Here is a 25387-nt window from a genome sequence, read left to right on the forward strand (position 1 = left end):
GATGTCCGCGACCCACGCATATTCCGCGAACCGCACGACGCTGCCCGAGGCGATCGCCCGCACCGGCGTGGTCGCGGTCCTGCGAGATCCGCAGTGGTCTGGACACGAGCCGGTAGTGACCACGCCGGCGGAGAACGGCGTGTTGGCGATCGAGCTGACGATGACGACTGCCGAAGCGCTGCGTGCACTGCCTGGGGCTACGGGCGGCGCTGGAGGGGTCCGCAGCCGGTGACGGGGAGGGCACCCCCTACCCCTCCGATCTGCACCTGCTCACCACCGACGACCCCGGGCCACGGTAGCCGACCTCGCGCCCGAACGTTCTCCGAAAGAGGTAGCAATGGAGCTACGCACGATGACGTTGGTGACACGGCGACTGCTGCCGTTCCTCGCCCTCCTCTACTTGGTCGCCTACATAGACCGGTCCAACGTCGGCTTCGCGAAGCTGACCATGCAGTCCGAACTCGGGCTCAGCGAGTCCGCGTTCTTCATGGGCAGCGGCATGTTCTTCATTGCCTACGCGATCTTCGAGGTACCCAGCAACCTGCTGCTGGAACGCGTCGGAGCCCGCCGCTGGTTCGCCCGGATCATGATTTCCTGGGGCGTCGTCACCGTCCTGACGATGCTCGTGCGCAGTGAGACCAGCTTCTACATCTTTCGGTTCCTGCTGGGAGTGACCGAGGCGGGCTTCTACCCGGGCGTCATCTATTTCCTCACCAAGTGGTACCCGAACCGTCACCGCGCACGGATCTTCGGGCTGTTCATCTTCGCCAACCCGGTCTCCTTCGCCCTGGGCAACCCGCTGCTCGGGGTACTCAGCAACCTCGACGGCACGCTCGGCCTTGCCGGCTGGCAGTGGATCTTCCTGGCGACGGGCATTCCGGCGGTGATCCTCGGCGTCGTCACTCTCGTCTACCTGCCCGAAGGGCCGGAGAAGGCCAAGTGGCTCGCGCCCGACCAGCGCGAATGGATCAAGAATGAACTCGACCGCGAAGCCGGGCCGCGCCACGACAAGCACAACCCCCTCGCCCCGCTCAAGAGCGGGCGGGTCTGGTTCTTCGTCGCACAGTTCCTGCTGATGGTCCTGGCCGCCTACGGGCTGAGCTTCTGGATGCCGACTATCGTCAAGGGCTTCGGCGTCACTGACACCGTCACCGGCCTGCTCACGTCCATCCCGTATATCTGTGCCGCGGTCGCGCTGTTCCTGCTGCCGCGCAGCGCCGACCGTCACCGTGAGTACTACTGGCATATGGGTCTCCCGCTGGCGATCGCCGGCATTGCGATGGGCATGAGCTTGCTCGTCGACTCGCCGGCCATCCGGCTCGCGCTGATGTCGGTGGCCGCGGCAGGGATCCTCGGCCCACAAGCGATCTTTTGGTCGCTGAGCTCGCAGCTGTTCACCGGGATCCGAGCGGCGTCCGCGGTGGCCACGATCAACTCGGTCGGGAACCTCGGCGGCTGGCTCGGCCCGCTCGCGATCGGCTACATCGTCGACGCCACCCACAACACCAGCTCCGGGCTCTGGGTCATCGTCGTGGCAGCGCTCCTCGGCGGCGCTGTCGTGGTCCAGACCCGACGGATCGTCACCCGACACGCTGTCCCGGTCACCCCGACCCCCGAATCGAACAGACCGCATGCCTCTTCCAGGCGCGAGTCTGTCCAGTGAGACCCTGTCTCACTTTCGGTGGTAGCGGAGGGTGACTTTACCCGAGGAGGATGCGGTGGCGGAGCAGGGTGAAACCTGCTCCGCCGTACATCTGCCGCAGCGCACAAGCTCATCTGTGGTGGTGAGTGCGTCGCCGAGGTGATGGTGCGGGTGGGCCGCCAGTGGCGGCCGGACCGCATCGGCCTCGTCGAGGCCGGCGGCGAGCCCGCCTTGGTGTTCCACCGGGAGGGCCGTGTCTGCTCCGTGGACCCGCTGCGGATCACAGACGGTCTGATAACCGCGCACCCCAGGGTCATCAACCCGGACAAGCTTTCTCACGTCTGAGCTGTCACGCCCCGAGGGGCTGTCTCGTCTCCCTGATGAGAACCAAATCAGTCAAATCGGGGCAGACGGAGGAACGCTCACGGACAGATGCGATCGATCATGCGGACGGCATGCGTCCACCTGCTGCGTTCCTCCGCCGACGAGCCGCGATGAGCCCTGCCTGAAGGGGCTGCGCGCTCGTGCGCCCTTCCCCAGAGACGGCTACCGGACTGTCACAACTGCCGGTTCGCTCTCGGTCCCGTCGGGGGCCACCGCCACGAGGGCAACGCGGGCGCCCGGGCTGACGGCGTCGAGGACGTACGCGTCGCCGGAGATCCGGCCCAGCCACTGCGGCGACGCACCGGCGCTCCGCAGGTCGTAGTACCAGACCCCGTCGGGGGCCGACCGCCAGCGCAGCCCCACGGTCAACCCGCTGCCGCTGCCGCTGGGGGCGCTCGCGTCGACGCGAAGTCCGGTGGGCGCCGCCGGCTGTTGCGCCGCGCCGCGCGCCACGATCCGCAGCTCGCCGACGTACACGGTGTAGTCGCCCCGGGGCGCACCGGAAGGCGCCACCACGCCCACGGAGACCGCGGTGATCAGTGCGCCACGGCGCGGAGCGGCTTCGAATTCGAGCCGCCGCCACCCGTTGACGCCCGCTCGTCGGCCCCTCGCCGTCAGCCACACCGTGCGGTCCGGGGCGTCGGCGTAGCTGACTCCCAGACGCACGAGTCCGGTCGAGCCGCGCGAGCCTTCGCGGACGAGCAGGGACACCACCACCGGCCGGTCGGCGCGGATGGCGGTCTTGAACAACCGGGCCTCGGTGCCGGCGCCTTCGCTCAGCCGACCGCTGAGGCGAAGAGAGTTGCCGCCGTCGTAGGCCACAGAGTGGTCGTAGTCGATGTGGAGCAGTCCCTCGGTGCCGGTCACCCCGTGCAGGTCGCGGGTCCACCACTGCCAGGTCGGCAGCACGTCCTGGATGCTCATGCTGTACCAGACGCGCTGTCCGGCCGGGGCCCCGCGCAGGAAGAACCGGTCGCCCTGCCCGGTGTTGAAGCGGGTGGTGAACGGCAGCTTCGCGATGACCGACCGCTCCGGGACGAAGTTGGCGATGCCGTACTGCGGAACCCATTGCGGGCTTACCGCCTGCTCGACGGTGGGATGGACCGGTGTGGCGGGGACGGCCGGGTTCTCCGCTCTGCCCGACCAGAATCTGCGGTCCGCGATGTGGACCGCCTCCTGCAGCGCCGACAGGTCGGACGCCTGCGAGCCGAGCTGGGCGCGGGCACGCGAGACCAGCCGGTCGGACTGGCTGAACAGCGCCAGACTTGCCACCGGCGGCCGCTCTCCGTTGAGCGGGATGACCTGGTCCACGTAGTAGTCGAGAGCGTTGGCATGCACCCCGTCGTTCTCCTCCCCGATGTCCAGGGCGAAGAACAGCGTCCGGAAGGGGTCCAGTCCACGCTGTTCGGCGAGTGCCACCGACGGCGCGACGTAATCCTCGTCGTGCGCGTAGTCGGGTTGGGCGAAGCCCTGCGGCCAGGCATAGTTGACAAACATGCTGTCGACCTCGCGCCCGGGGACGATCCAGCCTGCGTTGTGCTCGTTGAATCGGTTCTCGTACTCGCCCGAGCCGTCCGTCCACAGCGCGTCGTAGATCTGCAGGTAGAAGGCGGGCATGCCCTTCGCGTGCGCGCGGGCGTGCATTGACTCGAACATCGCGGCGAGGTCATCGGCCTGACTGCGGGTAATCGTCTTTCCCTCGATGTTGAGGAAGTACCCGTCGTATCCGAAGTAGGCGGCGAGGTCGACAAGCTTGTCGCCGACCAGGTAGCCGCCCTTGGAGTCCTTGGCGATGAAGTCCGTGACGGCGCCCGGTGTCGCTGAGAAGTAGGGCTGGAAGATGGTCCCGAGAGCCAGTGCGCCGTTGCGGTGGGCGGCGTCGACGCACGCCGGGTTCGGTGTGCAGTCCGATCGGCCCGAGAGGCCCATCCAGTCGCCCATGTAGTCCTGGTAGTGGGCGAACCTGGTGATGTACGGGTACTGGTCGAAGCCGTAGCGGGTGTGGCGGAAGGACACCGCGCCCGCCTGGATCGGCCAGTAGAAGGTGTTGAGGCTGAAGATCTGCGGTCGCGGGCTCAGCCGTGGGTTGGCCTGTGCCGCCGCCGGGAGGTCGATCCGGCGGGCGCACGGCACGTGGCTGCGCATGTAGGCCGCGTTGGGGTCGGCGGCGATGTCGTAGGCCAGGAGGGCTTGCACGCCCTCGGGACTGCCCGGCTGCAGTTCCGTCTGGGTGGGGGGAAAGCTCGGGGCGGCGCCGGAGGGCGAGGCGCCGCGCGGCTGCGGCACCGCGGCGGCGGCCGTCTGGCCGCCCCAGGTACCGGCCACGGTCGCCGCCAGCGTCGCCCCCGCTGCCGCGAGGAAACCACGCCGGTACATGGTGAAGGGCAACTGCGGTTCTATGCGAGACATTTCAGTTTCTTTCGTCGGACGGATGGGTGCGGCGGTGGCAAGGAGGAGTTAGTCCGGCCGCGGAGGTCGCCGCCGGTCAGTCGGTGGCGGCCTCGTGGTCGCCAGGTCAGCGTGGTGTGAGCCGACGTGCTGCGACGGCCCGTCGGGGACACTGCCTCCAGCTCCAGCCGGTCGGCGCCGGTACTGGCGCCGAGCGCCAGGGCGGGCACGCAGTACGCACCGTCGAAGGTGCGCCCCAGCCACTGCCTGCCGCCGTCGGCAGTCCGGCGGAAGAGGTCGTAGAAGGCCACGCCCCGCAGTGTGAAACGCGGTCCACCGTAAACCCGTTGGGCCTGCGGGGAGCGGACTCCCGGTTGTCCGCGATCAGTTGGAGTTCGCCCAGGTTCACGGCGAGGTCCGGAGTGCAGCAGTTCGGCGTCGGTGTCCTCGGCCGGTTCCAGCGCGGGAGGTCAGCAACGACCACGCCGAGTCAATCCTCGGTGTGGTCCCGGCATGGGTACTCCGCTATGTGTCGGACAGGGGCGTGGCCGCCGGGGCTGCGGACGGCCGGGTACCGTACGGGCGGATGGTGTGCCGCAGGTCCGCGACGTACAGGTCCGTGCGGGCGCGGCCCGTCGCGCCCTCGGCGAAACAGCGCTCTGCGGGAAGGTCCCAGGCGACGGTGGTGCGGCCGCCCCCAGGTACGGTGACCCTGCGGAAGGCGAGCAGTTCGCGTTGGCGAGGTAGCACCGAGCCGCCGGTGAGGTGCCCGAAAAGCGGCACGATGACCTCGGTGTCGTCGCCGTCGGTCTCGCTGACGGCCTCGACACTCACCCGAACTGTGGACCGGTCCACCTCGGCGGTACAGTTCTCGAAGCGTACGGGCCGGTAGCGCAGTCCGAAGCCGAATGGGAAGAGCACTGGTTCCGGAGCATCCCGGTAGACGTCACCGGCCGGATGGCGGTCGTTGTAGCGGACCGGCACGGCGCCGGCGTGGCTGGGCGCGGTGAACGGCAGTCGACCGGTGGGTTCGCTGAGGCCGAGCAGTGCTTCGGTGATCGCCGCACCACCGTGGGGTCCGGGGTAGCCGGCCCATAGGATGGCATCGGTGTTGTCCCGGACGGTTGTCAGGACATGAGGGCGGCCGGCGACGACTACGGCGATCACGGGGCAGCGGGCTCGTTCACGCACCGCGGCGACCAGGTTGTCCTGGCCGCCGGGCAGAGAGACGTCGGCCAGGTCGACTCCTTCTCCGGCGGTGGCCACGGTGGCCGCTCCGGCGATGGCCCCGTTGGCTGCGAACTGTTCGCCGTACGGCCGGTGGCTGGTGCCGCCGAGCAGCAGGATCACGGCGTCCGCTCCGTGCAGGTCGAGAGCCGAGGGTATGCCCGACGGGCAGACGACCTCCGTGTTCGGCAGCACCTTGCGCAGCGCGAGATCCACGCCTGTGGCCGCTCCGTCGGGCAGCGGCGGCACGTAGTCGCCCAGCATCGCGGTGGCGTCTCGTGCGTTGGGGCCGATCAGGACGATCCTGGTGAGCGTCTCGGGGCTCAGTGGCAGCAGCCCTTGGCGGTTGTGCAGCAGGACGAGGGACTGCCGGGCCAGACGTGCCGAGAGCCGGTCGGTGGTGCGGGCGGCCTGCGCCAGGCGTTCGCGCGCGGTGGACAGCGTGTCGCCGCCGGTACCCGTCGTTTCGCCCGCCGCGGCCTGACCGCTGGTCGAAAGCAGACCCATGCGCTGTTTGAGCACAAGGATCCGGCGGCAGGCGGTGTCGATCAACTGGACCACGCGCGGATCGGTCGCCGCCGACTCCAGCAGGGAGAAGGACTCATCCCAGAGGGACAGGTCCACTCCCGCCCCGAGCGCGGCCACCGCCGCGGTCGTCTTGTCGCCGGTCGCCGCGGCCAGACGGTCCACGGCCAGCCCGTCGGACATGACGATGCCGTCGAAGCCGCATACGCCACGCAGGTAGCCGGTGAGCAGGTCGCGGTTGGCGCAGCACGGCACGCCGTCGATGTCGTTGTAGGCCGCCATGAACCCCAGTGCCCCGGCGTCCACCGCGGCACGGACTGCCGGCAGGTGCAGTTCGTGAAGGTCTCGGAAGCCGATCACGGCGGACTGGCCGTTGCGTCCTCCTACGGCCTCGCCCTGGGCTGCCAGATGTTTGACGACCACCGCCACGCCGCCCTTGCCGATGCTGCGGCCGCCGCCCTGCATTCCGCTCACCACGGCGGCGGTGAGTTCGGCGGCCAGCAGCGGGTCCTCTCCGAAGCACTCCTCCGCGCGCCCCCATCGGGGATCACGCAGGAGGTCGAGGCACGACACGAGCGCGAGATGCACCCCGCTGGCGGCGAGTTCGGCAGCGACGGCCGCCGCGGCCTCGCGGAGCAGCACGGGATCCCAGCCGCAGGCCACGGAAAGGTTGGTGGGCAGCAGCGTTCCACCGAGCGCCTGGTGACCGTGCGGAGCCTCCTCGGTCAGCAGGACCCCGATGCCGTGGCGGCCCGCCTGGGCCACCTCGTCCTGGACGTGGGCGGCAACCTCCGCTCGTTCCTCCGGGCGGATCCCGTCGGCCCATGAGCGGCCGGACCAGGCGTCGGCGCGGAAGAGTCCGTAGAGCGCTCCGAGCCCGCCCCAGCGGTCGAGTTCGGCCCGGGCGAGGCTGGTCAGGCGGAAGCCGCCTCGCGGGGTGCGCTCGACGGCCTGCCAGCCGTACAGCCGCTGGTTGAGCTGGCCCACCTTCTCGCGCAGGGACATCTCAGCCAGCAGCCGGTCGACCCCGGATGTCCCGTCGGCCGGGGAGGCAGCGGCGCTCTGGACCCGCTCAGCCTTCGGCATGTACAGCCCTTCTTTCGAGAACCTCGGCGTCGCTGACCGAGCTGTAGAACGTGCGGCCGGTGGGCTCGGCGTGGACGAGGCGCTCGACACCACGAGCACTGAGCGCCCCCGAATCGCCGGCGACCTTGGAGGTGACCAGGGTGGGACGGCCGCCGTGGCGGGTCATGTCCATCCACGTCTCGAAGACACCGCCACCGGGTGACAGTTCGGCGCGCGAGAGGGGCACGTCATCGTCGTCGACGGGGACGACGACCGCCTGGCGCCGGGGCTCGGGGCGTGGCCGGCTGCGCAGCTCCGCGGCGAGTTCGGCGAAGCGGTGGCCGAGCGGCTTGACCGAACCGTCGGCGTCGATCAGCCCGAGGCTGTGTTCCAGGTCGGGGAAGTCGGCCAGTCGGCGTTCGACATCGTGGGAGCACCACCAGGTGACCCCCCACAGCATCTCGCTGTCGGCTGCCGCCCGGACCGTCTGTGCGCAGAAGTCGGGGGCTTGCTCCTCAGTGAGGTGGTTGAGCGGGGCGCCGACCTCCTGCAGCCACACCGGCCGCGCCGTGTCGACGGCGAAGGCCCGCGACAGCTCGATGAGGTAGGCGGCGTGGTGGACGCTCTCGTGGGACATCGCTCCATATCCCTGAGCGGTGCCGTTGAAGATCCAGGAATGGATGACGCTCATCTGGCCGTACCGGGCGGAGTGGGTCGGTACGAAGGCGTGGTCGTCGGCGTACCAGACGGCGTCGTACTCGGCGTTGAGCCGGAAGTGGTGTTCCTCCCGCGAGCCCGCGCCGTGCAGTGCCTCGAGCCAGGCGGTCACCTGCTCCGTGGAGGCGGGCATCGGGCTCGGGTGGAGCGAGGACGTGAACTGGTTGACCTCGTTGCCCAGGGTCAGACCCAGGAAGTTGGGCAGGTCGCGCAGACGCTCGTCGAGCGCCTCGACCAGGCGTGCCTGCGCGGCGATCGCGCCGGGGTCACTGAACATGCTGCGTCGGTGCCAGTTGGCCAGCCAGCTCGGGACGAAGTCGAATCCGGACAGGTGTCCTTGCAGGACGTCGACGCAGGCGTCGAGCCCAGCCATGCCGGCGATCTCCACCATGCGCCGGACCTCGTCGAGCGCGCGGCGGCGGATCAGTGACCGGTTGGGCTGGATCACGGGCCACAGTGGCAGGATGCGGACATGGTCCAGACCGAGGGCGGCTATCGCCTTCATGTCGCGACGCGCGGCCCCCCAATCCGGGTCGAGCCAGGAGTAGAACCAGTCCTGGGAGGGGGTGTAGTTGACACCGAATCTCAGCATTTCAGCCTTTCAACCCGCCCTCTTCGAGGCCGCGGAAGAAGTAACGTTGCAAGATGGCGAAGAACGCCACGATCGGGATCAGAGCGATGATCGTGCCCGCCGCGACGAGGCGCGGATCGGAGTAGAAGGTGCCGCGCAACCGGTTCAGACCGACGGTCAGGGTGTAGTTGCTCTCGTCGGACAGGACGATGAGCGGCCACAGGAAGTCGTTCCACGAGCCGATGAAGGAGAAGATCGCCACGACGGTGATGACGCCTTTGACCTGGGGCAGCGACACACGGATGAACCGCTGCCACACATTGGCGCCGTCGACGATCGCCGCCTCGTCGAACTCGGCGGGCAGGCTGGCGAACGCGTTGCGCATCAACAGCACGTTCAGAGCCGCGACAATGGTCGGCAGGACGACGCCGACCAGGGTGTTGGCAAGGCCGGCGTTGCGCACCAAGAGGAACTGGGAGATCAGCACGATCTCGCCCGGTACGAGCAGCGCTGCCACGAAGACCGCGGTGGCCACACCGCGCCCGCGGAAGCGCAGCTTGCCGAGTGCGTATCCGGCACAGGTGGCGCCGACCACGTTGCCGATCACGGCCATGCCCGCCACCAGCAGGGAGTTGAGGAAGTAGTGCGGGACGGGGATGCGGTCCAGGACCGCGACGAAGTTGTGCCACGTCGGATGCTCGGGGACGAGCCGCGGTGGCCGCTCGTACAGTGACTCGCCCGAGCTCTTGAGCGACAGAGACAGCTGCCACAGCAGCGGGCCTGCCATCAGTACGGTCATCAGGGTGAGGATCAGGTACTGGGCGATGGTTCCCAGCCGCTTGGGGCGACGACCGCGGTTGCCCGTGGTGGGCGGCGCGTGGGAGGAGAAGGAGAACATCACGAGGTCCTCTGCTTGCGTTGCATGATGAGTTGCACGAGCAGCAGTCCGCCAACGATGACGAACATGAACACGCTGATCGCGCTGGCGTATCCGGTCCGGGCCTGCAGGCCGGTGCCCTCACGCTGGATGAGCATGGTCATGGTGATGTCGCCGCCGCCCACGCCGCCGGTCCCGCCGGTGAGGACGTAGATCTCGCCGAACACCCGGAAAGCGGCCACGGAGGACAGCACGGAGATGAGCGCCATGGTGGAGCGCACTCCGGGGACCGTGATGTTGAGAAAGGTGCGCACCACTCCCGCGCCGTCCACGGCGGCGGCGTCATAAAGACTCCGGTCGATGTTCACCAGGGCCGCGAGGTAGACGATCATATAGTAGCCCATGCCTGTCCATATGGTGACGAACATGGCGCTGAACAGCAGGAGCCAGCGGTCGCTGAGGAAGGGCACGGGCTCGGTGACCGCATGGAGCGTACCGAGCACCTCGTTCACCAGGCCGCGCTGGTCGAGCATGTTCGTCCAGATCAGGCCGACAACGACCGGCGACATGATCACGGGAAGATACATGGACGTGCGGAAGAACCCGGCCAGGCGTTCGGCCCTGCTGACCAGCGTGGCCAGCATGAGGGGCAGTACGACCATGAACGGCACCACACAGAGCGTGTACAGCGTGGAGTTCAGCAAGGCGGTGCTGAACCGCTCGTCGGCGAACATCCGCCGGAAGTTCTCCCAGCCGACGAACTGGCCGCCGCGCAGCAAGGTGGCGTCCGTGAACGAGATTCCCAGCGTGTTGACGAACGGCACGAGAACCATCAGCACGACGGCCGTCAGGGCCGGCAGCAGGAACAGCCAGGGGGCCAGGGGCCAGCGGTGAGTCGCCAGTCCGTGCCGCCCGCGGCGGGCCGAACGTCCGGCCCGCCGCGGGGTTTCAGTGCGCTGAGCGGTAAGCGTCATCGCTGCGAGGCCAGACGGTCGTTGGAGAACTTCACCGACGTGTCCAGCGCATCCTTCACGCTCTTTTTACCGATCACAGCCAGGGCGAGCTGCTCTCGCAGTGTCTCCACGTCGGCGCCGCCGGAGAAGGCAGCCGGCCAATACACGACCGCCTTCTTGACCTGAGCGGCGCTCTGCAGGCGCACCTTGGTGGACGGTTGCCCGTCGTCCTTGGTGAAGTACGGGTCGTCCATTGAGCCGACGGTGGAGGGGAACACCGAAGCCTTCTTGCCGAAGGCGAGCTGGTTGGCGGGATTGGTGACGTACCTGGCGAAGGCCTTGGCCAGCGTCTTGTGCTTGGACCCCGCGTTCACCACCAGCGACTCCATGTACGTGTTCGGGGCTCCGTTGGTGATGGCCGGTCCGATGCCCAGCGTCTTGTAGACGTTGGGCGCGGTCGCCTTGAGGTCGTCCAGCGTGTAGGAGCTGCCCCCCATATAGCCCAGGCGGCCTGCCTTGAACGTCTCGAGCTCCTTGGTCTGGAGGTTGTTCAGCGCCTCCTTGGTCAAAGCTTTGCCGGCGTACAGCTTGCGGAAGTGCTCGACGAGCTCGACGCCCTTGGCGTCGTTGTAGGTGAACTTCGTGCCGGCCGCATTCATGAGGGGTACGCCGTACGCGCCGAACAGCTCGATGGAGGGCATCCTGGCCATCATCGGGGTGTCCTTGCAGTTTTTGCCCATGATCTCGGCTTGGTCGAAGAGTTCGTCGAAGGTTTTGGGCAGGTGCTTCGGGTCCAGTCCGCACTTCTTGAACAGGGCTGTGTTGAAGAATGAGGGCCCCGTGTTGAGGTACCAGGGGTAGCCGTAGGTCCCGCCGAGCTTTTTGAACGTCATGGCCTCCCACGCCTTGGGCAGATACAGCTTCTTGGCTCCGGGGTCGTCCTTCTCGAGGTTGAGCAGGACGCCCGCCTGTCCCAGGGTGTAGGCGGACTCCGGCCCCATGTCGATCACATCGGGAAGGGACCCGGCCGCGGCGTCCGCGGACAGCTTGTCCTGGTAGCCCTCGGCCGGCTGGTCCACCCACTTGATGTCCGTGCCGGGGTGGGCCTTCTCGAACGCGGCGATGAGGTTGTTGAAGTACGACGTGAACTTGTCGTTCTTCAGGTTCCACGTCTGGAACGTGATCTTCCCGGCGACCTTCCCGTCGTCCGAGGGCTTCGACGATGAGTTCATGTCACTGCCGCAGCCGGACAGCACCAGGGAACCAATCGCCAGCCCCGCCATGAGGGCCAGGCGACCGCGTCGTGAGGTCATGGTCATGCACTTGCTCCTTCTGCTTGCTGTGGGTGTGCTCTCTCGCGTGGGGGGTGGGGGATGGGGTAGCGGGATTCAGCGCGTGATCCGCAGGGTCGCCACCTGGAAGGGACCGAGCGCGAGGTGCGCGCCGTCCGCGGGGCGGGCATCGCCGGACGTGCCGGACAACGCCAGGGGAGGACCGTCGGCCGCGGGCTCGCGTTCGAGCAGGTCCGTCTCCCGGGCGACGGCGTCCGGACCGAGGGCGTCACACAGATGCAGCAGCGCGCGCGCCGGGCCTCCTTGGGTTTCGTACACCCGCACGACGAGGTCGCCCGAACCGTCGTCGGCCAGCTTCACCCAGTCGACGATCGCGTGACCGGTGAGCAGCTTCAGACCCACCAGCGGGGCGAGGTGAGGCAGCACGGCGATGTCGGGGGCGTTGAACGAGGCGGCGCTCTCCACCGCCGTTGGCACATCGGCCCCCGGCAGCACGGCCCAGCGGAAGGTGTGCCGGCCCACATCGGCGTCCGGATCGGGGAAGCGCGCGCCGCGCAGCAGCGACAGCCGGAACACGGTGCTGTCCGACTCGGCGCGGGCGTCGGCACCGTACATGGTGTTGTTGATGACCGCCAGACCGTAGTGGCCACCGTCGGAGACCTGCACGTAGCGGTGCATCGCGGCCTCGAACATCGCCTCCTCGGCCTCGGTGTTCACCAGCAGCGGCCGCTCGACGTACCCGTACTGGGTCTCGAAGCGCGCGGTCCTGGCCATGATGTGCACCGGCACTGCGGCCTTCAGGAGGTGTTCGCGTTCCTGCCAGTCGACGACGCACTCGGTCTCCAGCCGGGCGGCGCCCGCTCGCAGCCACATGGTCAGAACAATCGTCGAGGTGCCGACGCGCCGGACCACCTCGATGCCGGCGTCCGGCCCCTCGTGGAGGACACGGCGGGCGGTGACATCGTCGATGACCTCGGGGTGGCGCAGCGCGTGTCGGTCCACGTCCCACGCGTCCCAGCACACCGGTTCGTCGCGGAAGAGCTGCAGTTCGTTGAGGCGTCGACCGGGTGGCACGACCTCACGGCCGTTTCGTGTGTCGACGAGTGAGGTGACGTGTCCTGTCTTGTCGATCACCACCCGCACGACATCGTTGTCCAGCACGGTGCCGGCGTCGCCGTCGATGACCTTGACCGGGACTCCGTGGCTCACTGACGGGGTGGACCAGTCCGGGACGAAGGGTGGCAGGACGCCAGTGGCGGGTCCGGACTGCTCACGGCCGAATGCCGCGACGGACTGCTCGATCAGTGCGTGCAGACGCGTTTCGAGGGACTGGTAGGTGGCGCGGGCCTCGCGGTGCACCCAGCTGATCGACGTGCCCGGCAGGATGTCGTGGAACTGGAGCAGGAGCACGCTGCGCCAGATGTCATCGAGCTCTTCGTGAGGATAGGGCCTGCCCCGCAGGAGGCTCGCCGCAGCACTCAAATACTCCGCCGCCCGCAGCAGTGATTCACAGCGCCGGTTGTGCTGCTTCATGGCCGTCTGCGACGTCAGTGTGCCCCGGTGCAGTTCGAGGTAGAGCTCGCCCCGGTAGACCGGTGCCATGGATGGTGTGGTTTCGCTGACCTCTCGCAGCTCGGCCTCGGCGTCCTCGAAGAACTCATGCGGCGTCCGGGGAGTCACCTTGGGGGCTCCCTCCAGATCCGCGAAGCGGCGCAACCGCTCGGCCATTTCGCGGGTCGGTCCACCACCTCCGTCGCCGTAGCCGTAGGGCAGCAGTGAGTGGGATGCGATGGCCTTGTCCTTGAAGGTGGCCACCGCGTGGCCGAGTTCCCGTGCGGTGACTTCGGCGGCGTAGGTCTCGGCGGGCGGGAAGTGCGTGAAGATCCGGGTGCCGTCGATCCCCTCCCACCAGAAGGAGTGGTGCGGGAACGTCGTGGTGTCGTTCCACGAGATCTTCTGGGTCAGGAACCAGCGGGCTCCCGCGCGGCGTGCCAGCTGCGGCAGGGCCCCCGAGTAGCCGAAGGAGTCGGGCAGCCACAGCTCGCGCGTGTCGATACCGAATCGGCCGAGGAAGTAGCGTTTGCCATAGGTCAGCTGACGCACCATTGACTCGCCCGTGGGTATCACGCCGTCCGGCTCCACCCACATGCCTCCCACCGGTATGAACCGGCCTTGCTCCACGTACTGGCGCACCCGGGCGAACAGGTCCGGGTAGTGCTCCTCGAGCCACGTGAAGTGCTGCGCCGCTGACATCGTGTACACGAGGTCCTGGTGGGCGTCGAGCAGGGCGAGCACGTTGGAGACCGTGCGGGCGAGCTTGCGTACCGTCTCGCGCAGCGGCCACAGCCAGGCCGAATCCATGTGAGCGTGGCCGACGGCGGTGATCCGGTGGGCGCTGGCGTGTGCCGGCGAGGCCAGCAGCGGCGCCAGGACCGTGCGCGCCTCCCGGGCGCTCGCCTCGGGGCTCTCGGCGGTGTAGACGTCGAGCGATTCCTCGATCGCGCGCAGCAGCCGCCAGCGACGGGGCTCCTCTTCGCCGAGTTCGGCGGCGAGGCCGCCCAGCACGTCCAGGTCGCAGGAGAGTGCGTGGACGTCCGGGGAGAACACGGCGGTTTCCGCCCGCCGCAGCCGGAACTGTTCGAACGGCTCGCGAGCCCCCTTCTCGCCGTGCTCGGTGACCACGAACGGCGGCAGTCCGAGCAGCAGCGGGTTGGCTGCCGCTTCGACGTAGAGCAGGAACCGGCCCTCGGAATCGAGCAGTTCGTGCCCGGTTCCGCCACCTCGCAGCCGGATCTGGGACTGGCGTGGGTGCAGGCCCTTGACGATTGTGCCGTGCCGGGTGAAGACCAGCGCCTCGCAGTGGCCCCCTACGGAGTGGTCGAACCAACCCAGGTCGAGGAGAAGGTCGACGGGTCCTTCGACGCTCGGGGCCACGCTTCCCTGGATGCGGAACCAGGTCGTCGACCAGGCAGGTCCCCATGAACCGCCCAGCGCAAAGGGCTGGTAGTCGGGGATGCCGCGGCCGGCGTCCTGTCCCAGCCCCAGAGCGTGCGCCACGCTCACCGGTTCTCCGGCATCGGGAACCGCCCACGCCTCCACCTCGACGTCTGCGAGGCGGGTGTGCATGCCGGGAAGTATGCGGTCTCGCCGGACGCGGGCGAGCCGTTCGAGGGTACGCCTGTAGTGGTTGTACACGGGGTGCTCTCTTCCGAGCGGAGAAGCGAAGTTAGTAATACGTTTTAGTGCTATCGCGAGTGGCTGGACGGTAGTACGTTTTAGCCGGTGAGGTCATCAGGAAGTTAAGTCAAGTTTTGGTAACGCTGCCGGCCGGTTGCCTGGCGCTGTCGGGCCGGGAAGCGGCTTGGGCAGGACCTTGGGCTCATGGCTTGCCGGGAGCCCGCCCGAAGGGGAACGATGCCGAACGACCAGGTCGCGCCAGAGGTACGCACCACTTCACCCGTCACCGACTCCTCCGGTCCTCCGACACGGTTGCGGAGCACGGACATCGCCCGGCTGGCGGGCGTATCGGTATCGGCGGTGTCCCTGGCGTTCAACGGGCGTCCCGGCCTCAGTGATGCGACGCGCCAGCGCATCCTCGACATCGCGGAAGAACTCAACTGGCGCCCGCATCGAGCCGCACGGGCGCTCAAGGGGGCCAGCAACGAGGCGATCGGAATCGTCATCGCCCGTCCGGCCCAAACACTCGGCGTCGAGCCGTTCTTCGCCCAGTTCCTCTCCGGGCTGCAGTCCCGTCTGTCGAGCAACGGCATCGCGACGCAACTCCTCATCGTCGAGGACGTCACGGCGCAGGTGGCGGTCTACCGGCGCTGGGCCGCAGAGCGCCGGGTCGACGGTCTCGTGCTTCTGGACCTCACCGTCGACGACGTCCGCCCCCAGCTCGTCGCCGACCTCGGGATCCCCGCGGTCGTGCTCGGCAGCCATGCCGATCTGATGCCGCTGACCGGTGTCTGGGTCGACGACCATGCTGCGATGGTCAGTGTCCTGGAGTACCTGGTATCACTCGGCCACGGCCGCATCGGATACGTCACCGGTATCACGTCCTACCAGCACACCCAACGCCGCCTTCAGACGGTCGACGAGGGGCGAGCGACGCTCGGCATCGACGTGACCTGCGTCGCCACCGACTACTCGGACGCCCAGGGCGCACTGGCGACCCGCCGTCTGATGGAGGCGGCACCACGCTGCACGGCGATCATCTACGACAACGACATCATGGCCGCGGCGGGCCTGGGCGTCCTCACCGAAATGGGGGTTCAGGTCCCGGGTGAGGTGTCCATCGTGTCCTTTGACGATTCCGTCCTGATGAGTCTGACGCACCCCCCGATCACCGCGCTGACACGCGACACCTTCGCGCTGGGCGAGCTCACTGCCACCGAGCTGCTTCGTGTCGTGGCGGACCGCCCGGCACCCCGCGCCGTGCAGGCGCCCACTCCGCGACTGATCGTACGGGGCAGTACGGCCCCGCCGGAGAGTGCGCTGCGGGGGGAAGGCGCTGCAGACGTTCCGGTGGCGCCACGCACGCCCCGGGACGGTTCTCCTCCTGTTCGCTGACCACCGAACCGAGCCGTACCGCGGCTGATGAGCCGGCCCCCATCGACGAGCGGGCCGGCCTGTCCCTGTAAGGCACCGGTTCGGGTACCTCCACAGTCGGCGGTCGCCCCGGTCGGAAGCGGTGCCTTCGACCCGGTGCATGTCCGTCTCACGAACATCTCCGTCCGCCGCAAGCCTGCCGTGGCATCGACCGGGACGCCTAACCTCGCTGCCAACCCCCGGGAGAAGACACCTGACCGGGGGAAGGCAAAAGGAGGAGAACCATGATGGAAACTCAGGGCACGGCCGACCTGACGCACGCGGCCCGCCACTACGCCGAAAACGGGTATGTGCTCGTCAAGGGCCTGCTGAGCAGGGACGAAGCCGGGGCATATCGTAGGGAAGCCCACGAGCTGCTCGCCATGCTGGACCACAATGAGGACGCGACGTGGGAGTCGGGTGCGGACATCTCGGCCGGTGTGCCGACTCGGCTGCAGCACCTGCACGACGTGCAGTTCTACTCCGGGGCGTTCTCCCGACTGCTGGTGGACGAGCGCTTCACCTCGGTTGCCGCTGCGGTGCTGGGCGGGCCGAATGTGCAGTTGCACCACACCAAGCTGCTCGTGAAGCCGCCGGAGAACGGATCGCCGTTCCCTCCGCACCAGGACCACCCGTTCTTCCCGCACACCTACCACCGCATCGGCGCCGCGACCTTCTACCTGGACGACGCGCCGGAGGAGAAGGGCTGCGTCCGTATCGTGCCGGGTAGCCACCTCCAGGGGCCGCGTGAGCACGACGAGGAAGGCGGCTACCACCTGCCCGATGTGCCGTTCGAGACGACCGTACCGCTTCCCGCCGAGGCAGGTGACGTGCTGTTCTTCTCCTACTTGACCGTCCACGCCTCGGGCGTCAATGTGAGCGGCGAGGCACGTACCAACTGGCTGGTGCAGTTCCGCGACCCGGCGGACCCGCCGGCGGTCCGGGCTCACGACTACTCGTTGGGGCAGGGCATGATGCTGGCGGGCGTCGACCCGACAGGCAGGAGCGGCGATTGAGTTTGCGGGACGTGGCGGAGGCCGGCCGGCTCGCGGAGCTGACGGGCCTGCTGGAGACCTGCTCCGTCGGGGGCTTCCAGGCCGACTTCGTCGGCTGGGGCTTCTATCCGGCGTCGCCCTGGCGCAACTACTGGCACCGGCATTCGTCCTACGAGGTCTGCCTCGCCTACAGCGGCGCGGGTCGGTTCAGCATCGGTGCGGAGCACCATGACGTCGGTGCCGGCGATGTCTTCGTCGCCCGGCCCGGTGACATCCACGAGATCGAGTCGAGCCAAACCGACCCGCTGGGTATCGCCTTCTGGGGCTTCACTCTGAGGGCGGGAAGGGAGGGGCCGCTACCGGGGGAGCGCGGCTGGTGGTCCGGGCTCACCGACACCACCGGACCGGCGGTGTCCCGGTCCATCGGTTCGCTGGCGTCCCTCGTCACCGCGCTCGCCGAGCAGGCGGCCCCTTTGCGGTCCGGGTACGAAACCGGACTGGCCGGCCTGGGGGCCGCCCTTGTGGTGGACACCGCGCGTGCGTTCGCGGCAGAGGACGACCTGCGGACCGAGCCACCGGTCGGGGGCCGGCTGTCCCCGGCGGTGGCGGCGATGCAGCGATACCTGGCCGACAACCTGTCCCGGCCCATGACAGTCCACGATGTGGCGGCTGCCGTTCACCTGTCGGAACGGCATGCCGAGCGGCTGTTCCGGGAACAGACCGGTGCCTCGTTGATGACGACCGTGCGCCGGATGCGGCTCGACCTGGCCGCGGCCCTGCTGCTCCACACTGACACCGACACCACGGTGACGGAAGTGGCCCAGGCGTGCGGCTACCTCGACGTCCGTGCCTTCAGCACCGCATTTCGTCGTCGGCACGGCCACTCGCCGCTGGCCCACCGGTCCCTCGGGGGCACGCTGCACCTGTGACGACTAGGTCGTTTCTGATGGCTCTTGGATGACGTCTCGGAGCCAGATGACGATCGCCGCAACGGCCAGGGTGCCGTTGAAGATGCAGTCACGCCTGTCGTACCGGCTAGGTCCGCGACGCGCCAGGCGGGTGTGGATGCCAGGCAGGGCCTGGGCCTCGTTCGTGGCGGCCGAGGTGGTGGCCACGTCCGTGATCACGTTGGTCCTGTCGGAGGCACATGTCTCGGTGACATGGGCCGCGAATCCCTGCCAGCTGATGATGTGCCCGTTCTGCACGACGATTTGCCGCAGGGCCTCGGCCTGCGGGCCGGGCCGGTGACCCTCTCGGAGGGCAAGGGCCTCGTCGGGGGTACGGCAGGAAGCTGCGCCGCAGCTACGACTCCGCCATCAACGGCCTCTCCGTCCGCGGGCTGACCGACACCGCGGTCAAGCGGCTGGCCGCCGACTCGTCGGTCGCCAAGGTGGTCCAGAACCACCGCTACACGATCAAGGGCACCCAGGAGAACCCGCCGTCGTGGGGCCTGGACCGGATCGACCAGGAAGACACCCAGGGCGACAAGAAGTACACCTGCCCCGACAGCGCGGGTGAGGGTGTCACCGCGTACGTCATCGACACCGGTGCCCGCACCAGCCACAGGACTTCGAGGGCCGCGCCGGCAGAGGTGCTCCGCCCCGCTGCTCACTCGGTCGCCGCGCTCCGGTACTCCGAAGGCGTGCTGCCGGTGTCACGACGGAAGGCGGTAGCGAAGTGCTGCGAGGAGGAGTAGCCGAGGTCAGTGGCGATCGTGATGATCGGCAGGTCGGTCTCGGCCAGCAGGAGTCGGGCCCGACCCATCCGTAGCCGCGCCCGGAACCGGCCGGGGGTCTCGCCGGTCTCCGCGTGAAACAGTTCGGCGAGATAGGCGGGCGACAGGTGCACCTCGGCGGCGAGGGCGTCCACGGTCACGCCTTCGGAAAGGCGGTTCTCGATGAGTCGCCTGGCCATCGCGACAGCCGGGTGCACGGTCAGTTGGCGCTTCGGGCGCGCGTCGTCGGCCAGCCGCGACGCCTCGATCACCAGCAGGGCGGCCGCGGACGCCAACCCGGCCGTGCGCAGCGGCTGATAGGTGGTCACCTCGCGCAGGAACAGCTCGAACGGGGGAACCATCGTCCCGGCATCCGTCACGACAAGCGGCTCATGCCGCAGCCAGGCAGGGTGCAGCACCTCCGCCGACACGATCTGCGCGGGAGTGAGCGCGGCGAAGTAGAAGTGGTAGGGCGCCGTACTGGAGGCCGCCATCGCGTGCGGCAACCCCGGTGGCACGGCCAGCATCCCCCGCGCGGGTATGTGACAGGTGCGACCTGCCACCGTCCACTGCGTGGGTGGGCCGCTCAGTTGCAGATACAGCTCCCAGGCATCATGGGTGTGCGTCCGGATCACCCAGCTGGTGGGCGCGTGCTGGTCGCCGGCGTGATGGAGCCCAGGAACACCGGCGTGCTGCAAGTGCGCGTGGAATCCGGCACTCAGCCCTGTCGGGCGTTCGATTGACACACCCGAGGATTATATACACGCCCCTGTGACTTCTGTACGCCTCTGCTGGTCCTCTTCTCCTAGCGTCCTGGGTATGGCGAACAACACCTTCACCTTCCTGCCGACCGACGACGATGTGGCCTTTTACCAGGAAAACGGCTACTGGATCTCCCCGCCGATCCTCCCCGACGATGTGCTGGACACGGCCGAGCGGGGTATGCGCCGTCATTACGCGGGCGATGTCGACCGTCGCGTGGACGGCGACGAGAACGGCGAGAACTCGGGGTGGCGCCCCGAGGACGGAGACGTGCTGCGCAAGAACGACTACGCCTCACTGAGGGTGAGCGAACTGGCCCATCTGGTCCGTCAGTCCGTCATCGCGGCGTGCGCGGCGCGACTGGCGGGCGCACTGGAGATCCGGCTCTGGCACGACCAGCTCCTGTACAAGCCGAGCGGTTCAGACCGGCTGGGCAATGTGGGCTGGCACACCGACCGGCGGTATTGGCGCTGCTGTTCCAGCCAGGACATGCTGACCGCGTGGGTGCCGTTCCACGACGTCACCGAGGCTCATGGGCCGGTGATGTTCGCGGCGGGCAGCCATCGCTGGAACGAAACGGCGGATCTCAACTTCTTCGATCAGGATCTGACCACCCTCAAACGTCACGCCGCGGAGCACGACCTGCGCATCGTCAGCGCCACTCTCGCCCGCGGGCAGGTCAGCTTCCATCACTGCAAGACCGTTCACGGCAGTGGTCCCAACCACAGCGGCGAGCCGCGACGATCGATCGCGATTCACCTGCAACCCGGCGACAATCACCACGTCACGGCCCACAACCCGGACGGCACCGTCGCCACCCACCGCAACGACAACCTGACCGCCGCGCAGGGGAGCGGCACTCCCGACTACGCCGATCCGGTCGTGTGTCCTCGGCTGTGGTCGGCCACATCGTGACGGCGCCTGTGTTTCACAGGGGGTACGCGCAGGAGGCTCACGTGGCGGCGGTCTCGATCGCGCGCCGGTACTCGGGGCCGCGGTCGAGGACGTGCGCGGTCTCGTCGACGGCGCCGAGGTGGAGGAAACAGGCGTCGAGGTCCCCGCCCGAGCCGAGCACCCGTACCGCCTCGGCGGTCACGCTCCGGTCGCACTCCTCCCACACCAGCGGAGGGCGCTGTCACGTTTGGTGTTTGAAGTTCGGCCAGGGCTACGCCAGCGCACTGCGTTGCCGACGCGCCGCCCCGGCGGCAAATGGCACCTGGACGAGGTGTTGATCAAGATCAACGGTGAGCTGGAGTACCTGTGGCGCGCGGTGGACCAGGACTGAAACGGGCTGGACACCCTCGTGCGGAACAGCCGCGACAAGGCCGCGGCCAGGCGTTTCTTCCGCAAGCTCCTCAAGAAGACCCGCTCGGTGCCGCGGGTGGTGGTCACGGACAAGCTCCGCAGTTACGGGGGCCGCCCACCGCGAGATGATGCCCTCCGTCGAGCACCGCTCCCACAAGGGCCTCGACAACCGGGCCGAGAACTCCCGCCAACCGACCAGGCTACCCGCAGCGGCCTGACCATGGTCGGCACCCGGCCCAGCACGCCCTGACGCCCGCCGAGAACCAATACCCTCGACAACGTGACAACGCCTAGCCGCCGGAGGCGGTCCCGGCAACGATCCCAGGACTTGCTGCGCCGGGCGCCCTTTGTGGTGCTGTCACGCGCTCCGGCTGTCGTACAGAACGGGGTTGAGGGGCGTATCGGGGACCTGGCCCACCTCTGTACCGGGCATCCAGTTGCGGTCGCTGACCTGGTGCTCGTTGGTGGGTTCGGTGATCCGGATGTCGGCGTCCATGTAGATCACGGTCAGCACGCGGCGCGGCACCGTGCCGCGGTTCGGGCCCGCGTGGTGGAAGGTCCAGCCGCGGTGGAACGAGGCGTCGCCGAGGGCGAAGGGCGCGACGACATCCTCGAAGTTCTGCTCGGCCACGGCTTGCTTCAGCCGCGCCTCGGACTCGTCGGAGATCGAGACGTCACGCCCGTAGGAGAAGTTGTGGCTGCCTCGCGCGAAGGCCAGCGGGCCCATGTCGAGCGGGGTTTCCTGGAGCGGCAGCCAGATCGTCAGACAGCGGTCGGAGGACAGCGGCCAGTAGTGCTGGTCGGCGTGCCAGGGGGTTATGCCGCCGCTGGGCTCCTTGTACAGGGCCTGGTCATGGTAGAGGCGCACCGCGTGCACGCCGAGGAGCTGGGCCGCGATACCGGCAAGCCGACGTGAGAACACCAGCTGCTTGACTGTCTCGTTCTCCTGCCACAGGTTCGTCACCTGGAGGAACGCCTTGCCGTAGGTGTCGCGCTCGGCCAGCGGCAGGTGCTGGGTGTTCAGCCGGATCACCTCGGAAGTGATCGTGGGCTCGTACTGGGCGATCGTCTCCGGCGACAGCACACCGGAGAGGTGGACGAAGCCGTCACGGTTGAAGTCGGCGGCCGCACTCAGGGACAGGCCCTCGTAGGGGATGTCCAACTCGCCGGCGGGTGCCTGGGTCATGGCTGTCATGTCAGATCTTGCTCCTCTGCGTTCGGGGGCCGTGAATGGCCGGTCTCAACGGTCGCAGGGCAACGACAGCGATACCACGCAGCGGCTATCCGTTTCTGGTACGCAGTTGTCGCTTACGTAGGGCGGCGACTCTGACTTAGGGTGTGCGTGTGAAACCGCACTACCAGCGCCCGGGAACATCCGAAGGAACCTCGTTCACCTGCTTCATTCGCCGCGAGGGCGCCTTTGGCTTCGCCTGGCACTACCACCGGGAGTACGAGCTCACGCTCATCACCCAGGGCACAGGGACGCGCTATGTGGGTACCACTGTGGAGCGCTACTACCCCGGCGACCTCGTCCTGCTCGGCCCGGATCTGCCGCACACGTTCGCCTCTGAGCCGCAGGGGGGAACAGCTGAGGCAGTGGTGACACAGTTCCGGCACGACTTCCTCGGCCCGGAGTTCTTCGCGCTGCCCCAGTTCCGAACCCTCCAAGGCTTGCTGGCCCGGTCCGCCCGCGGCCTGCGCTTCGGCAGCGCCCCGGGCGAGGTACAGGAGCTGGCCGCCCGGCTGCCCCAACTCGACGGCGCGGCCCGGACCGTGGGACTCCTTGACGTGCTGCACCGCCTTTCCGTCGACAGCACGGCCACCCCGATCACCGGGCCTGGATATACCACAGCCCCGAACACCACCATGCGCGACCGCGTCGACGCCGTGTGCCGCCACCTCCAGCAGGCACACACCGAGCCGGTGTGCCAGGAGAAGGTGGCTGCCCTGGTACACATGTCGCCGACGTCTTTTAGCCGCTTCTTCCGGCGCGCCATCGGCTGCACGCTCACCGACTACGTCAATCAGCTCCGCGTGGAGACAGCGTGCTCCCTGCTGACCGACACCTCTCTGCCAGTCACGGAGGTAGCCGCCCGCAGCGGTTACCAGAACCTGTCGAATTTCAACCGCCGCTTCCGGGAGCTGAAAGGGGTGCGCCCCACGGAATACCGTGCTGCCCACTTGCGGGCCGCGAAGCCCTCTTGAGCCGCGTTTCTGACTCGGTGACACACAACCGGTGATCCTGTTCCTGTGATATCCGCCGCAAGTCAGCCTGGGGCCGCAGGACACGCCGTGACGGGCGGACCTCAAGAACCGGCGCTGCCTCACCAAGCTCCGCCAAGGCCGCGACCCGCAACTTCAGGGTGGAAATAGCTCAGCTTCCCGCTGTCGTTCCGGGAGGCCGAGGAACTGATGCTTGGATACCCTCCGCCCGTTCGGCGGCGCGGTCCTGCCCGGCCGAGGGTGTCGGTGAGATCGTCCGCCTGGCTCTGCGTTCCCGGCATCGAGCTCGCGTGCCCAGACCTGGGCGGGCGGCAGCTCGGCGTACTCCGGGCGGTTCCACAGCTCGAGGACCGCGGGCCGTTCATCGCCCGACAGGGCTGAGGACGGGGCCAGCCGCGGCTTCGGCCCGGGGCGGCCTCGTACTCGGCGACCATGCACAGCTTGTACTCGGGGGAGAAACAGCTGCGGGTCCGACTCGATGCCGGGTCCTCGGACCCGGCTATCAGGCCGTTCGTGCTGGTCACACAAGCCGTTCGTGCTGGTCACACAACCAGCGGCTTCGCCACTCCGCCGGCCACGCTACACCAGCCCAATTCGAACAGTGACAGATCACGTCACGTACGCCGTCACTCGTCGCGTGAAGCCCGACGTCCACTCCCGAGGTTCAGTCTCGCCTTCGCAGCCCCCTGAGCTGAGCACCTCCGGCCCAGGCTTCGCAACCGCCCGGCTGATTGTGGTCATGCCGGTCTATCCTTACCCGGGAGCCTTGAGGAGGTCAGCACGCCATGACATCGGATACCCCGGCGAACTTCGCCGCACCGCCGCCGTACGTCAGCCAGGAGCAGGTGCTGATCCAGTTGGAACAGCGGATCCTGAGCGGTGCGCTCAAGGTCGGGGACCGGCTGCCGTCCGAGCGGACGCTGTGTGCCGAGTACAACGTCAGCCGACCCGTAATCCGCGAAGCGCTCCGTGGCCTGCAAGAACGCGGGTACATCGAGATCTATCCCGGACGTGGCTCATTCGTACGCGGGGTGGTGGCCAGCGATCTGGCCCGGCCGCTGACGCGGCTGGCGCAGCGCACCGGCGTGACGCCGCGCCAGCTTGTCACCGCGCGCACGATGCTGGAGTGCCAGGCGGCTGCGATGGCCGCGCAGTACGGGAGCGACGAACAGGTCGAAGAGATCCGTGCGGCGCTGGAGCGGCACCAGGCCGCCCGCACCCTCCGGCAGCTCGCCCGTACGGATCTCGCGTTCCACGAGGCGGTGGTCCAGGCCAGTGGTAATCCGGTCATCGTAGTGATGTTCGGGGCGATTCGATCGCTTGTGTACGGCCTGATGCTGCGCAGCCTGAGTGACAGCGAGGTGCTGCGGGCCGCCGACCCCTGGCACGTGACCATCTATGAGCGCATCGCCAGGCGGGACGCGGAGGCGGCCCGGAGCGGCATGTCCGAACACCTGCGGCTGGCCCTGGACCTCTATGGCGACGACCTGGACGCTCCGCTGGAGGACGTTCTGGCCGGTCGGGGCATCGATGTCGCCCGACTCGAGGAGGAGCTGACAGACGGACGCTGATCCCTTCCGGTCGCCCTGGCCACTACCAGGCTCTCCGTCGGTGACCAGGGGGTTCGATCTCCCGCCGCGTGCAGAGTGATCTCGGACGCGACAGGGCGTCCGCAGAACGCGCTGTGGTCCCAGCTGCCGCACCGCGGCAACGTCCGGGAAGTCACGGAAGTCACGGAACATTCGACGCCCAAGCTGTGCTGCTGCCGGTCGTCGCGAGAACCGGGCTGGAATTGCCAGTCAGCCCGGCGTGGCCGGGACCTGGCCGTCGAGTGCGTGTCATCACAGCGCCCCTGTTCAGGATTCACGTGCAAATGACGGCGGCCGATGCCTTGACAGACCGACACTGCGCAGGGAGAAAGAGAGCTAGCGGTATAACCGGTCAGACCGGCATGTGATTCTTCCTCCCCGATCGGTGTGGCTGGCCTGGTCCCGAAGAGAGAGGCACGTTGGCCGTGTTCCTCAGCAGTGCACAGATCTGCACCACAGTTCCTGTCCGGGCACAGACACCCGGACCCAACTGCCCGGGCATCGGCAACGACGTGTTCACTCCGGCCACGTGGGAGACCTGCGCGCCGACCGCCTGCCCTCGGGTCGG

At 68.2% G+C, this 25387-nt stretch carries 20 protein-coding genes and 2 pseudogenes; 11 read left to right on the top strand and 11 right to left on the bottom strand.

Annotation, left to right across the window (positions count from 1 at the left end; all coding sequences use genetic code 11):
* The 3 genes from JK364_RS56240 to JK364_RS46225 all read left to right on the top strand — a co-directional run.
* A partial coding sequence (locus JK364_RS56240; RefSeq protein WP_230993569.1) for a beta/alpha barrel domain-containing protein occupies positions 1-232 on the top strand: 232 nt, incomplete at its 5' end.
* Between the two features lie 105 nt (positions 233-337).
* Positions 338-1663, top strand: coding sequence for an MFS transporter (locus JK364_RS46220; RefSeq protein WP_201857443.1), 1326 nt, complete (start codon positions 338-340; stop codon positions 1661-1663).
* A 141-nt stretch (positions 1664-1804) separates the two neighbouring features.
* Complete coding sequence (locus tag JK364_RS46225; protein WP_230993570.1) at positions 1805-1987, top strand: hypothetical protein; 183 nt, start codon at positions 1805-1807, stop codon at positions 1985-1987.
* A gap of 201 nt (positions 1988-2188) precedes the next feature.
* Here JK364_RS46225 and JK364_RS46230 read toward each other — a convergent pair whose 3' ends face one another.
* The 7 genes from JK364_RS46230 to JK364_RS46260 form a co-directional block, all read right to left on the bottom strand.
* Positions 2189-4435, bottom strand: coding sequence for an endo-beta-N-acetylglucosaminidase (locus JK364_RS46230; RefSeq protein ID WP_201857444.1), 2247 nt, complete (start codon positions 4433-4435; stop codon positions 2189-2191).
* Between the two features lie 504 nt (positions 4436-4939).
* Positions 4940-7252 (bottom strand): glycoside hydrolase family 3 protein, encoded by a 2313-nt coding sequence (locus tag JK364_RS46235; RefSeq protein ID WP_201857445.1) that lies wholly within the window; start codon positions 7250-7252, stop codon positions 4940-4942.
* Positions 7239-8540, bottom strand: coding sequence for a glycoside hydrolase 5 family protein (locus JK364_RS46240; RefSeq protein ID WP_201857446.1), 1302 nt, complete (start codon positions 8538-8540; stop codon positions 7239-7241). Before JK364_RS46240 ends, JK364_RS46235 begins: the two co-directional genes overlap by 14 nt.
* Position 8541: 1 nt before the next feature.
* Positions 8542-9417: a carbohydrate ABC transporter permease gene (locus tag JK364_RS46245; protein ID WP_201857447.1), complete on the bottom strand. Its 876-nt coding sequence runs from the start codon at positions 9415-9417 to the stop codon at positions 8542-8544.
* Positions 9417-10370: a carbohydrate ABC transporter permease gene (locus JK364_RS46250; RefSeq protein ID WP_201857448.1), complete on the bottom strand. Its 954-nt coding sequence runs from the start codon at positions 10368-10370 to the stop codon at positions 9417-9419. The genes JK364_RS46245 and JK364_RS46250 overlap by 1 nt, the downstream gene beginning before the upstream one ends.
* Positions 10367-11668 (bottom strand): ABC transporter substrate-binding protein, encoded by a 1302-nt coding sequence (locus JK364_RS46255; RefSeq protein WP_230993571.1) that lies wholly within the window; start codon positions 11666-11668, stop codon positions 10367-10369. Before JK364_RS46255 ends, JK364_RS46250 begins: the two co-directional genes overlap by 4 nt.
* A 69-nt stretch (positions 11669-11737) precedes the next feature.
* Positions 11738-14767, bottom strand: coding sequence for an alpha-mannosidase (locus JK364_RS46260; protein ID WP_230993572.1), 3030 nt, complete (start codon positions 14765-14767; stop codon positions 11738-11740).
* 288 nt (positions 14768-15055) lie between these two features.
* Between JK364_RS46260 and JK364_RS46265 the strand changes: the two genes are divergently transcribed.
* The 3 genes from JK364_RS46265 to JK364_RS46275 all read left to right on the top strand — a co-directional run bounded on the left by JK364_RS46265 (position 15056) and on the right by JK364_RS46275 (position 18155).
* On the top strand, positions 15056-16213 hold the full coding sequence (locus JK364_RS46265) for a LacI family DNA-binding transcriptional regulator (RefSeq protein ID WP_201857450.1): 1158 nt from the start codon (positions 15056-15058) through the stop codon (positions 16211-16213).
* A 263-nt stretch (positions 16214-16476) separates the two neighbouring features.
* Complete coding sequence (locus JK364_RS46270; protein WP_201857451.1) at positions 16477-17247, top strand: phytanoyl-CoA dioxygenase family protein; 771 nt, start codon at positions 16477-16479, stop codon at positions 17245-17247.
* Positions 17244-18155: a helix-turn-helix domain-containing protein gene (locus JK364_RS46275; RefSeq protein WP_201857452.1), complete on the top strand. Its 912-nt coding sequence runs from the start codon at positions 17244-17246 to the stop codon at positions 18153-18155. Before JK364_RS46270 ends, JK364_RS46275 begins: the two co-directional genes overlap by 4 nt.
* A gap of 3 nt (positions 18156-18158) precedes the next feature.
* Here the strand turns inward: JK364_RS46275 and JK364_RS46280 are convergent, their stop codons facing one another.
* The gene (locus JK364_RS46280; protein WP_201857453.1) at positions 18159-18431 is read right to left on the bottom strand and encodes a hypothetical protein; all 273 of its coding nucleotides are present in this window, start codon (positions 18429-18431) and stop codon (positions 18159-18161) included.
* 74 nt (positions 18432-18505) lie between these two features.
* Here JK364_RS46280 and JK364_RS56245 point away from each other — a divergent pair.
* Positions 18506-18819 (top strand): annotated as a pseudogene (locus tag JK364_RS56245) (protease inhibitor I9 family protein); the annotation flags it as partial.
* Between the two features lie 15 nt (positions 18820-18834).
* On the opposite strand, the gene JK364_RS46285 reads toward JK364_RS56245, so the two are convergent.
* Complete coding sequence (locus tag JK364_RS46285) at positions 18835-19686, bottom strand: AraC family transcriptional regulator (protein WP_201857454.1); 852 nt, start codon at positions 19684-19686, stop codon at positions 18835-18837.
* Positions 19687-19759: 73 nt separating this feature from the next.
* Between JK364_RS46285 and JK364_RS46290 the strand changes: the two genes are divergently transcribed.
* Positions 19760-20617 carry a phytanoyl-CoA dioxygenase family protein gene (locus tag JK364_RS46290; protein WP_201857455.1) on the top strand — a complete coding sequence of 286 codons (858 nt, stop codon included), beginning with the start codon at positions 19760-19762 and terminating at the stop codon, positions 20615-20617.
* 37 nt (positions 20618-20654) lie between these two features.
* Here JK364_RS46290 and JK364_RS46295 read toward each other — a convergent pair whose 3' ends face one another.
* Entirely contained in the window at positions 20655-20798 is a 144-nt protein-coding gene (locus tag JK364_RS46295; protein ID WP_201857498.1) for a hypothetical protein, read from the bottom strand.
* 46 nt (positions 20799-20844) lie between these two features.
* On the opposite strand from JK364_RS46295, the pseudogene JK364_RS46300 reads away from it, so the two are divergent.
* Positions 20845-21207: pseudogene (locus tag JK364_RS46300) on the top strand (IS6 family transposase); the annotation flags it as partial.
* A gap of 158 nt (positions 21208-21365) precedes the next feature.
* Here the strand turns inward: JK364_RS46300 and JK364_RS46305 are convergent.
* Entirely contained in the window at positions 21366-22202 is an 837-nt protein-coding gene (locus tag JK364_RS46305; protein WP_201857456.1) for a phytanoyl-CoA dioxygenase family protein, read from the bottom strand.
* A 149-nt stretch (positions 22203-22351) separates the two neighbouring features.
* On the opposite strand from JK364_RS46305, the gene JK364_RS57795 reads away from it, so the two are divergent.
* A complete protein-coding gene (locus JK364_RS57795; protein ID WP_201857457.1) occupies positions 22352-23212 on the top strand; it encodes an AraC family transcriptional regulator in 861 nt (286 codons plus the stop codon).
* 803 nt (positions 23213-24015) lie between these two features.
* Positions 24016-24801: a FadR/GntR family transcriptional regulator gene (locus JK364_RS46315; protein ID WP_201857458.1), complete on the top strand. Its 786-nt coding sequence runs from the start codon at positions 24016-24018 to the stop codon at positions 24799-24801.
* The last annotated feature ends 586 nt before the right edge of the window (positions 24802-25387 follow it).

It is taken from the genome of Streptomyces endocoffeicus, assembly GCF_016741935.1.
Lineage (GTDB): Bacteria > Actinomycetota > Actinomycetes > Streptomycetales > Streptomycetaceae > Streptomyces > Streptomyces endocoffeicus.

Excerpts from the sequence above, each read along its gene's own strand:
- JK364_RS46270 (WP_201857451.1), top strand. The coding sequence starts at position 16,477 with ATGATGGAAACTCAGGGCACGGCCGACCTGACGCACGCGGCCCGCCAC.
- JK364_RS46240 (WP_201857446.1), bottom strand. The coding sequence starts at position 8,540 with ATGCTGAGATTCGGTGTCAACTACACCCCCTCCCAGGACTGGTTCTAC.
- JK364_RS46235 (WP_201857445.1), bottom strand. The coding sequence starts at position 7,252 with ATGCCGAAGGCTGAGCGGGTCCAGAGCGCCGCTGCCTCCCCGGCCGAC.
- JK364_RS46265 (WP_201857450.1), top strand. The coding sequence starts at position 15,056 with ATGCCGAACGACCAGGTCGCGCCAGAGGTACGCACCACTTCACCCGTC.
- JK364_RS46245 (WP_201857447.1), bottom strand. The coding sequence starts at position 9,417 with ATGTTCTCCTTCTCCTCCCACGCGCCGCCCACCACGGGCAACCGCGGT.
- JK364_RS46305 (WP_201857456.1), bottom strand. The coding sequence starts at position 22,202 with ATGACAGCCATGACCCAGGCACCCGCCGGCGAGTTGGACATCCCCTAC.
- JK364_RS46225 (WP_230993570.1), top strand. The coding sequence starts at position 1,805 with ATGGTGCGGGTGGGCCGCCAGTGGCGGCCGGACCGCATCGGCCTCGTC.
- JK364_RS46255 (WP_230993571.1), bottom strand. The coding sequence starts at position 11,668 with ATGACCATGACCTCACGACGCGGTCGCCTGGCCCTCATGGCGGGGCTG.
- JK364_RS46220 (WP_201857443.1), top strand. The coding sequence starts at position 338 with ATGGAGCTACGCACGATGACGTTGGTGACACGGCGACTGCTGCCGTTC.
- JK364_RS46290 (WP_201857455.1), top strand. The coding sequence starts at position 19,760 with ATGGCGAACAACACCTTCACCTTCCTGCCGACCGACGACGATGTGGCC.
- JK364_RS46250 (WP_201857448.1), bottom strand. The coding sequence starts at position 10,370 with ATGACGCTTACCGCTCAGCGCACTGAAACCCCGCGGCGGGCCGGACGT.
- JK364_RS46260 (WP_230993572.1), bottom strand. The coding sequence starts at position 14,767 with ATGCACACCCGCCTCGCAGACGTCGAGGTGGAGGCGTGGGCGGTTCCC.
- JK364_RS46315 (WP_201857458.1), top strand. The coding sequence starts at position 24,016 with ATGACATCGGATACCCCGGCGAACTTCGCCGCACCGCCGCCGTACGTC.
- JK364_RS46230 (WP_201857444.1), bottom strand. The coding sequence starts at position 4,435 with ATGTCTCGCATAGAACCGCAGTTGCCCTTCACCATGTACCGGCGTGGT.